Genomic DNA, 14,421 nt, shown 5'->3' on the forward strand with positions numbered 1-14,421 from the left:
CTTTTTTGCAAGGTAATCAACTTTGACGACAATCAAAATGAAGAAAAGAGGGATCGACCTATTGTTTGTAGCAATGAATATTAAAAGAATGCCTACGTCGTCAGCAAACACACAGGTATCTCTCTGAACTTAGAAAAGGAGAGAAGCATGAAAAACTTAAAAAAACTAAACATAGCAATAATTTTATTGCTACTCGTATTCCAAACAGTACTTTCGCCAATTTCAGTGTTTGCAGATGAGATCGATCCTGCAACAACTGAATCAAGGGAAGGTGTTGCAACTACAAATAGTTCTAGTGATGAAGGGGAACTTTCAGCGCCAGCTACATCTGAAGAGGGTGGTAATGTCGAAAATGGTGAGCCATCTGTAACACCACCAACCGCACCAAAAGGTTCGACTGAAGATGACACTGGGTCATCTATAACACCACCAACTACATCTGAAGAGGATACTGGTGATAACAAGGAAGAGATCCTGCCGGAGAATGGAACAGAAGGAGAAAAGGTAGAGGATGTTCCAACAGGGGATAAAACAAACTTAGAAGAACAATCTCCTCTAATGGAACCCCTATTAAACACTACTCCTACAGATCTAACAGAAACGGCAAAATTAAATGTCTTTGAATTAAAAATTAATGGTACTGATGTCGTGCCACCAGAATTTACTACAGAGCTAGAGCAAGACCAAGAAGTTCAAGGAAAATTTATATTTTTAGTAGATTTACCAGATGGTGTAAAGGCAGGTGATTTTTTTACTTATCCATTACCTGCTTCATTAATTGACTTTAATAGTGCATTTAATGGTAAGAAAGGTTCAACCCCTAATTCTCCAGCATTTGAGTGGAGCACTTCAGGAAATTTAGTAACTGTGACAATAACAGAAGACCCATCTGCTGATATTGCAGGCTCAACTGATGTTGGATTTGAAATGAACTTTACAGCAGGCTTTAATCTCACAGAAAATAGCTTAGAGCAGAACTTGGTGATTCCAGCTGTAGGAGATGGAACAGACAATGTGAAGCTTACATTCCTGCCGTCTACTAGCGGGGAAAAGATGGTTTCCAAAGAAAGTAAAGGTGTAACAATCAAAAATGGTGAACGTATTATTGATTGGGAAGTATGGATCAATAGAGCAGGTAAAAAACTTGAAAACGCAAAAGTACAGGATACACCAGGTAATGGACACGAGGTTGTGCAAAATTCTGTTACTCTTGAGACATATGAGGTTGGCTTAAATGGTGTAGCGGCAACAGCTTCAGAGCCAGAGACACAATCAAATTTAAACTTCGAAGATATCACACTCAATGGTAAAAATGCGTACAAAGTCACGTATCAGACAAAAGTTAACTTACCAATTGCTGAGCAGGAGGGGCAAAAAACCTTCACGAATTCCTTCACATTAATTGAAGATAACTATAGTGATTCAGACAGTAAAATAGCGACCACTACGTATGGCAAGGCTTTAGAAAAAAGCAAGGACAGCTCAAAAACAAGTAATAACTATGTATCTTCATGGGAAGTCCGCTATAACTATAATCAGGCTGCTATTGACCAGGCAGATGCTTGGATAGAGGATACGCTGCCGACTGGTCATGTTATTGATACATCTACTATTAAAGTATATGAAATGACGGTGAATGATACGGGTACGGCAACTGGCGCTGGTACCGAAGTGAAAGCGGGAAATTATAAAGTTGATGATACAGCGACTGGCTTTAAATTAACGTTTACTAAAGATATTACTAAAGCATATCGCATCACATACGATGCAAAGCTGCCAGCTGATTTTTACAGTAATTCCTCTTCAGAGACAATGACAAACTCTGTTATCAGCGGCACTGTATCAACCGCAAAAACAGCAACACACACACTGACAGAAGGCATCTTATCAAAATCCCGAACAGTAGACACAGATAAAAAAGAGATTACATGGTCAATTACTGTAAAAGCAGACAATGGGACGAGTGCTGGAACAGATATTAAAGGTTTAACAATTGAGGATACATTTACTGAAGGATCTTACAATGCACCGCATAAATTAGTAGATACAAATAATGACGGTACAATAGATGCTGCTGATATCAAGGTAGCAAATATGACAGGGCAAACTATTTCTATTGATGCCAATGGCTTTACGCTTACAGGTGGTACAGTGGCAAAAGGACAAACAGCGGTTATTATCTATAAGACAGCGTACGAAATCCTGCCGGATGGCTCAATCTATGAGCAAGGCTACGGTAATACAGCAGCAGCCAGCTGGAGGACTGATAAACCATATTCTATTACGAAAAAAGCCCACTATCGACCAGAAAGTAACTCCGTTAATAATGGACGAAAGCAAGGGGCATATGATTACATTGAACAAGTTTTCAACTGGAATATTAAGGTCAATATTAACAAGCAAAATATTAATAATGCTATGCTAGCGGATACACTTGGAGAAGGCCATGAAATCGTGCCGGGTACCTTCGAGATAAAAGAATTCACATTAAATACACCAAATGATGATGAAATCGGGACTGAAGGTGCTGTTTTAGATTCTAGTTTGTACACATTAACTATTGCACCAGATAATAAAAGCTTTACTGTTACGTTTGCAGGTGATTTAGGGGCTGCAAACAATAAAGTATATATTATAAAATATCAAACGAAGGATTCTGACAACATCGTTGGGATTGAATCCACTACGAAAGCTGAGAAGAATCAACCGTATACTAACACGGCAATCTTTACAACAAATGTGGGTGGAAGCCCGAAAGTTTACAATTTACCTGCATCATCTGTGACACCAAGCTATACAAACCAATTAATTACAAAAGGTGTTCCAGGCAGTAGTTCCACTTCAGAAAGATTAACGTGGACTCTGGATGTCAATCGTTCACTTTCTACACTTGGTGCTACTAAAGTAAGCGATGTACCATCAGAAAATCAACTATTATTAAAAGACACAATTAAAGTAAAGAAATACAATGTAGATGCAAGTACTGGTCCATCGGTTCCAGATGGTGCCTGGTTAAATCCCGCTGATTTAGGATTTAGCGTCACATTCCCAGCAACAGGCGGATTTGAAATCGACTTTGCTGAATTGAACAAAGAGGGCTACCAAATCCAATACCAAACATTAGTGCTTGGTAAAGCGGGTGACCCTTACAATAACGAAGCGAAAATTGACTTTGGTTTTGCAACAGCTGTCAATCAAGAAAAAGAAGCAAAATATAATGGTAATTTTAGCTTCAGTGCATCAGATGCAGATTTCTCATTAACAAAAGGAACATTGAAATTTAATAAGGTTGGCTTAAATTCTTTATCAGGTGTCAAAAAACCATTACCAGGTGTAGAATTTGAATTAGTGAAAATGATAAAGGGAACACCTTATATTGTAGCAACAGCGACATCTGACACAGAAGGTAATGTCTTATTCGAAGAAGTTAACTATGCGAACTATATTGTTAGAGAAAAGGGTGCGCCAACAGGCTATGAACTCATGGCAAACTATGCAATTAAATTAGATGCTAAAACCGATACAAAGTTGGCTGACAATGCTACGAAAATCATTGAACTTGTTAATAATGAGCAGATCGATACAATAAATGCTTGCCCTGCTTTCAGATTAACAGTAAAGGATATAGATGGAAACCTATTAGCTAATGAAGCGATTAAATTAGTGGATAGCAATGGTGTTGAAATCAATGTAGGAAATACTAATAGCTTAGGACAAATCACATCGATAAAACGTCCAGGAACAAATGGTTCAGGAACAAATGTTCAAGCAGGTACGTACACAGTAAAAGATGAAGATGATAATGTGTTAGGTACAATTGTGGTAAAGTACGGACAGGATGAATGCCATAGTGAAATCCAGCCGGTAAATTCATGTCCACTATTTACAATTACTGTGAAGGATGAAAATAATAATCCACGTCCAAATGTACCAGTTACGTTAAAAGATACAAATAATAGTATTGTTGCTACTGAAACAACTGATAGTAATGGACAGTTTACAATTGATAAAACTACGCCATCAGGGAAATATAAAATATATGAAGGTACACAGTACTTAGGTGAGGTAAATGTTACGTATCAAAATGGCAATTGTCAGGATGAAGTAATCCAAGCCCCAAAATGCGAAATGTTTGAACTAACTGTCAAAGATGTTGACGGAGAATTATTTGCTAATGATACAGAAGTAACAATTAAAGATGTAGACGGTAAGACAGTAGCTATTGCCAAAACAAAAGATGGTAAGGTAGAGTTGAAAGATTTAGAGCCAGGTATTTATGGGGTATTTGATAAGGATGACAATAAAATTGGTGATTTCTCAAGCAATATAAATTGTCAGGCTATAGTTCAGCAAAAACCTGCGTGTGAACGTTTTACAGTCGAACTGAAAGATAATATCAACATATTAATAAAAGCTGGTAGTGACGTTGTCATTAAAGATAAATCAGGTAATGTAATTCCAACGGTGATAGAAGCCGATGGTAGTATTACATTTGTTTCTGAAAATGTACCAGCAGGTAAGTACGAGGTGTATGACAATAAAGTTTATTTAGGTGAAATTGAAGTATCCTATAAACAAACTTGTAAAGCTGAGTTAATCATTACACCAGCTTGCCCAGATTTCACATTAACAATAAATAATATGTATGGTCAGCCACGTGCTGGTGTAAAAGTCACTATTATAGGTGAAGATGGTTTAGTGGTAGAAAATAATGGTTCAACAGAATTCACTTCAGATAATAATGGTCAGATTACAATTAGTAACTTATTGGTAAAACCAGGTAAGTATACTATTAGAGAAAACGGAAAGACGATTATTGGCACTATTATAGTGGGGAATACATGTGAGTCAAAAATTCAGCCTACGCCACCTATAACACCTCCTATAACTGATCCTAATAATCCAACACCAGAACCTGAGCAGCCTGTTGATCCAAGCCCAAATCCGGACCCAGATAAACCAGTCGATCCAAACAAACCAAATCCAGACCCAGATAAACCAGTCGATCCAAACAAACCAAATCCAGACCCAGATAAACCAGTCGATCCAAATAAACCAAATCAGGACCCAGATAAACCGGTAGATCCAAACAAACCAAATCCAGACCCAAATAAACCGGTAGATCCAAACGAACCAAATCCGGACCCAAATAAACCAGTAGATCCAAACAAACCAAATCCGGACCCAGATAAACCGGTAGTTCCAAGTAAACCATTACCAGATCTAGAGAAACCATCAAATCCGGATAACCAGACGCCGGGACCAAATAGTCCATCGGCTTCTGATAATGATGGAACATCTGTACAAAATGTAATTGATCAAGGGAAAAACTTACCACTATATGACCCATCTACCGCATCGAAAGATACGTTAGATGCTTATAAGGATTTCCTGAATAATTATAGTAAGCTATCAAAAGATGAGCAGGCAGAGGTAGCTCGATCAATTGATATTAAAAAAATCAAAGCAGACGCAGAGCGTTTAGAAGCACAGTTGAAGGCGAAAGGTAAATTACCGCAAACAGATGGGGCTAATCAAACTGCCCTCGTTCTAATAGGTATAGTTTTCGTTCTAGGTGCATTGTTCTTATTGCGTCGCCGCAAAATGGAATTTGAATAAATAAATCGAACCCCCAAGAGGTAATAGCTTGGGGGTTCAAATTTTTAATAATGGCATATTACTAGTAAGAAATGCAATTTAGTGAGAGCTAAAGAAGTTTATACATGAGTGGGAAAGCAAATTGGAGTTTATTGGTGTTTTTAAAAGGTTTCTGCTATTTTTGCTGGGGCTTCGTTAAATGGATAATGCTTGACAAAGTCTGCCTGAATAGCTAACCGTTTTGTGCCACTTTCTGCACATGTGATAAGGGTTAGAACGGTTTTATTTGGAATATCGTTAATAACATAAACATCTGTTGCAGCGATAATATCTTTTGATGTTAATTTATATTCGTAAATATTCGTTAAATCTGTTAAATAAATCGTATCACCAATTTTTGCTTTATATAAGGGGCTAAAAAGTATGTCTTTTTCCTCGAAGTAATGGCCAGCTAAGGCGTAGTTTCCTTGTCCGAGCTTTTGATTAGGCTTCATTGTACCTGCTCCAACTGCAAGAGCAGCATTCCCAACTCCTTTTACTATAGGAAGCTGTAAATCAACGCTAGGTACAACGATACTACCGATTACAGGCATTGCATCAACTTTTGTTTGTGCTTTTAACACTTCGGCAATGGAGAGTGACTGCACTTCCTCAAAGTCAAAATCGGCATCCGTATTATTGTTATCTTTGATGTCCTCGGCACTGTATTCAGTTGTATTTAATTGTTTACTTAGATGTGTAATCATTGCATTTTGAATAGGATTAATAAAAATTAGTGCAAGGCCGATTAGTAACACACAAAGAAGAAACGTCCGTTTAAGTTTAGACATGTTATAGATCACATCCTAGATAATAAATACAAATCATAATAGCAGACATTTAGTTACTGAGTAAAAAATCCTTTAAAAGAGGTAGAGCTTGACGGCCCTCCCCCTTATTTTTTCTTATTTATCACTAAAACGTACGCCTGCAACGCCGTAATGGTTTTTAGACATTTCTTCGATAAAAACTGTTACATTTTCTGCAGGTGCATTTACCGTGCGAGAAACGGCCTCTGTTACTTCTTTGACAAGAGCACGTTTTTGTTCCTCTGTACGACCTTCAAGCATTTTCACTGTTACGTATGGCATAATATTGCCTCCTTTATAGAATAATGTTGTATAGTTAGTTTATAAGAAAGTATAAACTTCTTACTTGCGTTGAGGCATACGCGCAATGTTGAAAATAGCGTATAGTATGACAAAATAATGCGTCGATATGCTTTCCTTTATAATAGCAGAATGGAGGATATTTAAGTATGGCAAATGAAGAAAAACCAAAACAAAAAATGGGTTTTACCATTATAAAAAATGATCCAACAGATGGACATAAAGGGTTTGGAATTGGTTCACTTTCACTAGAGAATGTATCGCCCGTGATAATTGATGTAGAAGAGGGAACGGCTTCTGTTGAAATTGGTGCGATGCATGCACGTAGTGATGTAGAACGAGGTATTAAATTTACGGTAGATCGCGCTGATTCAGAGGGTGGAAAACCGTATTGGCTAGTATGGGTGACTATCGATCATAAAGAGGATGGGCCATACTATGCAGGTGTAACGGCTTGTGAAATGGTCGTTAATCGCGAAAAGCGTCGTGGTTATAAAATTTTAGCTGACCATGTAAACAAAATGGATAAATCCATGAAGCGTCAAATTATTGTAGAGCATATGGATGCACCGTCTAAAAAAGTATTAGCTACTTTCCTAGAGCAACTTAATCCTGAATTGTGGAAACGTAGTGAGGAGCAATTGCGTCAAGACTTATTTGTTGAATAGTCCAACAATGATTGAACAATCTGTGACATTTTGCAATCGCTTTCGATATTAGGTTGAAAGTGGGTTTGAAACAAAGTACACTTGATGCAGAGCTTACATTTTAGTAAGCTAGGACACTTGGTATCGCGAATGTGATGAGCGCTATGCGGCATTTGAACAACCCAAACCCAAGCCAAATGCCCCATGATGCTCATACTTCGCGAACCATAAAAAGAAAAGCTTTCTGTTCCCACGGACATGTTTCCGGGGAAGAGAAAGCTTTTCTTATTTTTCGTCTATTAGTTACTTTGTCGAGAGCCTTCATAACATAGAACGTGTAATGCTCAAAAAGGTTTCCGAATTATTGCTTATTTTTTTCATCGCCTTTGAAAAGTGAGAATGGAAGCATGTTCCAAAACTCTCCCCATGTATTACTGTCAAGAATATCGAAGTTTGTACATTTTTCAGTTGGTACATCTTTTGATTCAACATAGACAAGACGCTGTTTAGGACAAGCATCAGTCGCTAGTTTCCCTGTTTCGATATCAATGACAACGCCTTCTACACCTTTAGGTTTTTTGAAATCTTCATTTTTCGTTCCTTTGTTGACAGTTTCCATAAAGTCGATCCAAATCTGTTTTGTGGCAGCAGTGTCTTCCTTTGTTGTAAGGTTTTTACCCTGGTCGTAGCCATTCCATACACCAGCAGTTAGGCTTGGTGTGAAACCAATTAGCCATTGGTCACTATTAGTAGAGCCTGATTTGGCAGCATAAGTGTGTGTCATTCGTGAACGGATACTAATTCCTGTAGCAGGTGAATAATCACTGAACACAGGGTCGAAAATACCTGTCATCATTTCAGTTAAAATGAATGCATTTTCTTTTGAAATAGCCTTCTCAGCCTTGCTTGTAACATCTTTGTTTTCATAAATAACATCGCCATTTGCATTTTTAATGGACACAATTGTTGTTGGAATGGTTTGCTGTCCCTGCGACGCTAAAATATTATAAGCATTTGTCATTTCATATAGCGTCGTTTCAATTGTACCAAGTGCGATTGATAAATTATCTTTCGCACCAATCCCTACGCTAAAACGGTTTGCCATATCATGAAATTCCTTGAAGCCGATGTCCTCTAATGTTTTAACCGCGTATATATTATCTGAAATAGCAATTGCTTGCGCCATTGTCATATCATGATCTGCAAACTGACCATTGACGTTTTTAGGTGCATACGTTCCACGACCATTATCATAAGTAAAGGTCGTTTCACCGACATCTAAAAAAGTAAGTGGTGTGTAGCCATTTTCTAGTGCCGCCGCATACAATATCGGCTTTATAGTAGAACCTGGTTGACGTTTAGCTTGCGTTACACGGTTAAATGAGCTCACTGAATAATCACGGCCTCCAACTAATGCAGTAACAGCACCTGTTTTCGATTCCATACTAACGAATGCTGTTTGGAGATCATTCGCAGGCATATTTTTTGCAACTGCTTCTTCAGCTGCTTTTTGATGCTCCAGGTTAAGCGTCGTTTGAATCGTCCAGCCACCTTCACTAATATCGAGATTTTTCGTTTTTAAAATTTCACTGGCCTCTTGCCAAGCAACATCAAGGAAATAAGGAGCGACAGATTTTGTTGCAACCCAACTATCATTTTTTAAGACAAGCTGTTCATTTTCAGCACGTGTCTTTTCCTCTTGTGAAATAGCCCCTTGATCAGCCATAAGCTTTAAAATAACATGTTGGCGATTTGTAGCCTTTTCTAAATTGGCAATCGGCGAATAGATACTTGGTCCCTTTGGAACACCCGTTAACATGGCTGCTTCTGCAAGGGTTAAATCGCTGGCAGATTTCCCGAAGTAAAACCGGCTCGCAGCTTCCACACCATACATGCCGTGACCATAGTAGACAGTATTTAAATAACCCTCTAGTATTTCGTCCTTATCATAAAAAACTTCTAATCTATAAGCATAAAGGGCTTCATTTAACTTACGTGTCCAAGATTTTTCATGGGAAAGATAAAGGTTACGTGCATATTGCTGCGTAATTGTACTAGCTCCTTGGACCTTTCCACCAGCTTTAATATCCACTAAAATGGCACCAGCAATACGTGAATAATCAAAACCGCCATGTTTATAAAAATCTTTATCCTCAACAGCAACTACTGCTTCTTTTAAATAAGGTGACATCTCATCGAGACCAACCCAATAACGTCGTTGATTTGTAAAGTGGTCCCCAATTTGGTTCTCATTTTCATCTAAGAAGATGGAGGCTTTCGGTACGGTTAAAGGCGGTGCACCAGCCACTTGAACATAGATGCGGAGAGCGACAAATGCTACGACAATTGCAGATGCAAAGGCGACAAAAAGAGTAAGGGTTTTACGGGTGCGCTTTACACGCTTTTGCTTTCGATGATAGCTTTTTCGTTTCATCCGACTTCACCTCGTTTTCTCACAACTTCGAATTTAGCTTTAGTATGTGTTCGAACAATCATCTTTAATCGAAATTCTAACTAAAAACTATTGCACTTTATTCAAAAACATCTATACTTTTTTTGTACTACTTGAAACGCAAGCATTCGACATAAACGTCACACCTTGTAGATTTTAATCGAAATTTGCTAGACGTTCCAATAATGTATACGAGGATGAAAGGATACAGGTTTCATTACAATCCTGTAAGCCATAATAGAGGAAATTGAAGAATAGCGATGAACAAAAACATATTTTAATGATTCGGAGGGCTAGCAATGAGATTTGATGAAGCTTATTCAGGAAATGTTTTTATAAAAAGTCACCCTACTTATGAGGATGCACAAGCAGTTATTTATGGGATGCCAATGGATTGGACAGTAAGTTATCGTCCAGGATCACGCTTCGGTCCACAACGTATTCGTGAGGTATCAATTGGTCTTGAAGAGTACAGCCCATATTTAGATCGTGAGCTTGAAGAAGTTAAGTACTTCGATGCAGGTGATATTCCACTACCTTTCGGGAATGCACAGCGTTCATTAGATGAAATTGAAAAGTTCATTGAAAAATTATTAGCGGATGGCAAAGTTCCAGTTGGTATGGGAGGGGAACATTTAGTGTCTTGGCCTGTCATGAAGGCTGTTTCTGCTAAATACGATGACCTTGCGATTATTCACTTTGATGCACATACGGATTTACGTGTGGAATATGAAGGAGAGCCACTTTCTCACTCAACACCAATCCGTAAAATTGCAGAACATATCGGACCAAAGAATGTCTATTCATTTGGCATTCGTTCTGGCATGAAAGAAGAATTTGAATGGGCGAAGGAAAACGGCATGCACATTTCAAAATTTGAAGTGCTTGAACCATTAAAAGAAGTGCTACCAACATTAGCTGGACGCAATGTTTATGTAACAATCGATATTGATGTTTTAGATCCAGCCCATGCACCAGGTACTGGGACGGTTGATTGTGGTGGTATTACATCCAAAGAATTACTAGCCTCTATCCATGCTATTGCAGCAAGTGGTGTAAATGTTGTAGGCTTTGACCTTGTAGAAGTAGCACCAATCTACGACTCATCAGAAATGACAGCAAACACAGCCTCTAAATTATTACGTGAAATGATTTTAGGCTGGGTAAAATAAGTAAAATAGCGATTTGTTGGGGTTAGCTAAGGCTAGCCCCATTTTTATATTTAAGACAATAAAATTGAAACTTATTTCAATTACTTTCGTATAAGAAAAATAGAGTAAAAAGAAATAATCTAAGGACATGATTTCAATGGATAGTATCCGTACCTGAAATCATGTTTATTCCTAGCTAACGTAATAAAAATAGGGAAGGAGGAGTATGATGATTTGGTCACTTCTCATCAATGATTTATTCATCTTTGTCAGTACAATGGAATACTTTTGGCTATTAGCTTCTTTACTTTTAACTGTACTAAGTGTTCATTTGCATTTGTATTTAGTTAATAAAATAACCATTCAAGAAGTGAAGGACGAAGAGTTTGAAGTTGACTATAATATCACGAATACTTGGACTCCACCTATGTTAACGTGGTTTGTTCTTTGTATTAGAACGTCAGAAGATAATGAGGAAGAAAGTGTCTCTCCTAGTTTCATTTAAAGTTTAAACTAGGAGGAATAGCATTGTTAACATTTTTAGCACAACCTATCATTTACCTCATACATTTCATCCATTCTTTCACAGGAAGCTATGCGATTAGTGTTATTGGTATTACGATAGCGGTAAGATTAATGCTTATGCCGTTATTTATTCGATCGGCTCAACACCAAAAGCGTTCAAAAGAATTAATGACGTCAATTAAGCCTGAATTAGATGCGCTAACTGCTAAGTTTAAGAATAGTAATAACGAATCTGAAAAAATAAAGGTTCAACATCAAATTCAGGAGTTAACAGCAGGTTCTTTAAAAAGTTCGTTATTAGGTTGTTTGCCAATCATTATTCAATTACCTATATTATTTTCACTGTATTATGCGATTAAACTAGATTCAGTTATCGCAAGTGAAAATTTCCTTTGGATGAATTTAGGTACGATAGATATTGGCATTTCGATGATTGCTTGTTTGATCTATTTAATTCAAAGCTGCATTTCTTTAGAAAAAAGCCAGCCATTAAATATGAAGGTTATGGTGTTCGTTAATCCAATCATGATCCTTATTTTTAGTTTGTTCAACCCTGCGATTATTCCAATATACTGGACTGTTAGTGCTTTATTATTAATGATTCAACAATTGATTATAAAAAAAAGGTATAGATAGAATGATAAAGTCCTCTCTTAATAAAGGGAGGATTTTTAATTTTTCCATATAAACACAGCAGATGTGTTCTAGTTGACTTCTACCTTGAAAAAACATCCGTATTCATCCTATAATAAAAAGGTTATAGTAAAAGACTAAAAAGGGAGCGTCCGTTATGGCGAACGATGTAAGATCGCAAGTGAACATTAAGCTCATTTCTACAATTCATCCAAGCGATGGAGAGTCCGAAAGTTATGAAATGTGGCTTAAAGGGCAGCTACTTGAAAAAGCAGGAAGCTTGTATTTGAAATATGAAGAGGTGCAGGAGGATAAAACCATCCGCACAACGATGAAATTAGGTCAAGAGAAGGCACTCATTATGCGTGCTGGAGCGGTCAATATGCGGTTACCACTTAACATAATTGAACAACAAATGGGACATTATGAGAGTGAGTTCGGTTCCATGCCACTCGTTATAGATACGAAGAAAATGACATTTACGAAGCAGGCAGTAGGCGGAGATTTCCATGTACAGTACGATTTACTAATGGGTGGGCAATCCGTTGGCAACTATACATTAGATATTACATTTACGGAGGTACAATGATGAACGCAGTAGAACAAGTACAACAGGCTATAAAAGCAGCACTAGCTCAAGCTGTTGAAAAAGCTGGCTTAGTGGAGGCTGGCACAGAATTAACGATTCACCTGGAAACACCAAAGGATAAAGCAAATGGTGACTATGCAACTAACATTGCGATGCAATTAACGAAGCTTGCTAAAAAGCCACCACGTGCCATTGCAGAAGCTATTTTAGAAAACCTTGATACAGCTGGAACAGATATCGAAAAAATCGACATTGCTGGTCCTGGTTTCATGAATATTACCGTGCGTAAAGATTTCCTAACAGGGGTAGTTACACAGGTCCTTGAGCAAGGCGCTGACTATGGTCGTTCAAATGCTGGCGCAGGTGAAAAAATTCAAGTGGAGTTCGTTTCTGCGAACCCTACAGGGGATCTTCATTTAGGACATGCGCGTGGAGCATCTGTCGGAGATTCATTGTGTAATGTATTAGATATGGCTGGTTACAATGTCTCACGTGAGTACTATATTAATGATGCAGGAAATCAAATTAATAACCTTGCTTATTCATTAGAAGCACGCTATAAGCAAGCGTTAGGACTAGATGCTGAAATGCCAGAGGATGGCTACCATGGCCAAGATATTATTGATATCGCTGGCAAGCTTGTGAAAGAGCATGGGGATGCTATTCTTGCAAAATCAGATGAAGAGCGTTTTGCATTCTTCCGCCAGCACGGTTTGGCGTTGGAATTAGATAAATTAAAAACAGACTTAGCAAACTTCCGCGTGAACTTTGATGTTTGGTATTCAGAAACATCTCTATATGAAAACGGTAAAATTGAAGTAGCTTTAGATAAATTAAAAGCAAATGGCCATGTGTTTGAAGAGGATGGTGCCACTTGGTTCCGCTCTACAACATTTGGGGATGATAAAGACCGTGTGTTAATTAAAAATGATGGGTCTTTCACATATTTAACGCCAGATATTGCTTACCATGAGGATAAAATTGTTCGTGGCTTCGATAAGTTAATCAATATTTGGGGAGCTGACCACCACGGGTATATTCCACGTATGAAAGCAGCGATTCAAGCACTTGGCTATGATCGCGATACATTAGAAGTTGAAGTGATTCAAATGGTTCAGCTTTATAAAAACGGAGAAAAATTCAAGATGTCTAAACGTACAGGGAACGCAGTAACGATGCGTGAGCTTGTTGAAGAGGTAGGCCTTGACGCAGTTCGTTACTTCTTCGTGAAAACAGCTGGCGATTCTCATATGGACTTTGATCTTGATCTTGCTGTATCACAATCTAATGAAAACCCAGTGTACTATGCACAATATGCACATGCACGTATTTCGTCTATTTTACGTTCAGCAAATGAGCAAGGTTTTGCTGCCACAACAGAACATTTGAATCTGTTAACAGCAGAAAAAGAAATTGATTTACTGAAAAAAATCGGCGATTTCCCGAGAGTGGTTGCTGAAGCAGCGAAACACCGTACACCTCACCGTATCGCAAACTATATTCAAGAAACAGCAGCTGCATTCCATAGTTTCTATAATGCAGAAAAAGTATTAGATGCTTCAAACAAAGAATTAACAGAGGCTCGTTTAGCATTAATTACAGCTGTACGCACAACAATTGCCAACGCACTGCGTTTAATCGGCGTATCTGCACCAGAAAAAATGTAATCCTTTTTAAG

10 protein-coding genes are annotated in these 14,421 nt (G+C 37.9%); 7 read left to right on the forward strand and 3 right to left on the reverse strand.

Annotated features, from left to right (window positions below):
• Positions 1-147 precede the first annotated feature (147 nt).
• Entirely contained in the window at positions 148-5,619 is a 5,472-nt protein-coding gene (locus MKY49_RS02420) for a collagen binding domain-containing protein (protein ID WP_341385536.1), read from the forward strand.
• Positions 5,620-5,759: 140 nt separating this feature from the next.
• Here MKY49_RS02420 and MKY49_RS02425 read toward each other — a convergent pair whose 3' ends face one another.
• Positions 5,760-6,428, reverse strand: a complete 669-nt coding sequence (locus MKY49_RS02425) for a class A sortase (RefSeq protein ID WP_322604807.1) — start codon at positions 6,426-6,428, stop codon at positions 5,760-5,762.
• A gap of 114 nt (positions 6,429-6,542) precedes the next feature.
• Positions 6,543-6,728, reverse strand: a complete 186-nt coding sequence (locus MKY49_RS02430) for a 2-hydroxymuconate tautomerase (protein WP_004231516.1) — start codon at positions 6,726-6,728, stop codon at positions 6,543-6,545.
• Between the two features lie 167 nt (positions 6,729-6,895).
• Between MKY49_RS02430 and MKY49_RS02435 the strand changes: the two genes are divergently transcribed.
• A complete protein-coding gene (locus tag MKY49_RS02435; protein WP_274795507.1) occupies positions 6,896-7,414 on the forward strand; it encodes a YwhD family protein in 519 nt (172 codons plus the stop codon).
• 340 nt (positions 7,415-7,754) lie between these two features.
• On the opposite strand, the gene MKY49_RS02440 is transcribed toward MKY49_RS02435, so the two are convergent.
• Positions 7,755-9,827: a transglycosylase domain-containing protein gene (locus MKY49_RS02440; RefSeq protein WP_322604806.1), complete on the reverse strand. Its 2,073-nt coding sequence runs from the start codon at positions 9,825-9,827 to the stop codon at positions 7,755-7,757.
• A gap of 317 nt (positions 9,828-10,144) precedes the next feature.
• Here MKY49_RS02440 and speB point away from each other — a divergent pair, with 317 nt between their 5' ends.
• The 5 genes from speB (at position 10,145) to argS (ending at position 14,410) form a co-directional block, all read left to right on the forward strand.
• Complete coding sequence (speB, locus tag MKY49_RS02445; RefSeq protein ID WP_274795509.1) at positions 10,145-11,017, forward strand: agmatinase; 873 nt, start codon at positions 10,145-10,147, stop codon at positions 11,015-11,017.
• Between the two features lie 208 nt (positions 11,018-11,225).
• Positions 11,226-11,501, forward strand: a complete 276-nt coding sequence (locus MKY49_RS02450) for a hypothetical protein (RefSeq protein ID WP_312504997.1) — start codon at positions 11,226-11,228, stop codon at positions 11,499-11,501.
• A gap of 23 nt (positions 11,502-11,524) precedes the next feature.
• A complete protein-coding gene (gene yidC, locus MKY49_RS02455) occupies positions 11,525-12,157 on the forward strand; it encodes a membrane protein insertase YidC (RefSeq protein WP_274795511.1) in 633 nt (210 codons plus the stop codon).
• Between the two features lie 154 nt (positions 12,158-12,311).
• The gene (locus tag MKY49_RS02460; protein ID WP_274795512.1) at positions 12,312-12,743 is read left to right on the forward strand and encodes a DUF1934 domain-containing protein; all 432 of its coding nucleotides are present in this window, start codon (positions 12,312-12,314) and stop codon (positions 12,741-12,743) included.
• The gene (gene argS / locus MKY49_RS02465) at positions 12,743-14,410 is read left to right on the forward strand and encodes an arginine--tRNA ligase (RefSeq protein WP_274797263.1); all 1,668 of its coding nucleotides are present in this window, start codon (positions 12,743-12,745) and stop codon (positions 14,408-14,410) included. The genes MKY49_RS02460 and argS overlap by 1 nt, the downstream gene beginning before the upstream one ends.
• The last annotated feature ends 11 nt before the right edge of the window (positions 14,411-14,421 follow it).

The organism is Lysinibacillus sp. FSL M8-0134, from assembly GCF_038069745.1.
Taxonomy (GTDB): Bacteria; Bacillota; Bacilli; order Bacillales_A; family Planococcaceae; genus Lysinibacillus; species Lysinibacillus irui.

What these genes read in the sequence shown, in the direction of transcription:
- MKY49_RS02460 (WP_274795512.1), top strand. Translation starts at nt 12,312, where the DNA reads ATGGCGAACGATGTAAGATCGCAAGTGAACATTAAGCTCATTTCTACA.
- MKY49_RS02425 (WP_322604807.1), bottom strand. Translation starts at nt 6,428, where the DNA reads ATGTCTAAACTTAAACGGACGTTTCTTCTTTGTGTGTTACTAATCGGC.
- MKY49_RS02450 (WP_312504997.1), top strand. Translation starts at nt 11,226, where the DNA reads ATGATTTGGTCACTTCTCATCAATGATTTATTCATCTTTGTCAGTACA.
- MKY49_RS02435 (WP_274795507.1), top strand. Translation starts at nt 6,896, where the DNA reads ATGGCAAATGAAGAAAAACCAAAACAAAAAATGGGTTTTACCATTATA.
- argS (WP_274797263.1), top strand. Translation starts at nt 12,743, where the DNA reads ATGAACGCAGTAGAACAAGTACAACAGGCTATAAAAGCAGCACTAGCT.
- MKY49_RS02440 (WP_322604806.1), bottom strand. Translation starts at nt 9,827, where the DNA reads ATGAAACGAAAAAGCTATCATCGAAAGCAAAAGCGTGTAAAGCGCACC.
- MKY49_RS02420 (WP_341385536.1), top strand. Translation starts at nt 148, where the DNA reads ATGAAAAACTTAAAAAAACTAAACATAGCAATAATTTTATTGCTACTC.
- speB (WP_274795509.1), top strand. Translation starts at nt 10,145, where the DNA reads ATGAGATTTGATGAAGCTTATTCAGGAAATGTTTTTATAAAAAGTCAC.
- MKY49_RS02430 (WP_004231516.1), bottom strand. Translation starts at nt 6,728, where the DNA reads ATGCCATACGTAACAGTGAAAATGCTTGAAGGTCGTACAGAGGAACAA.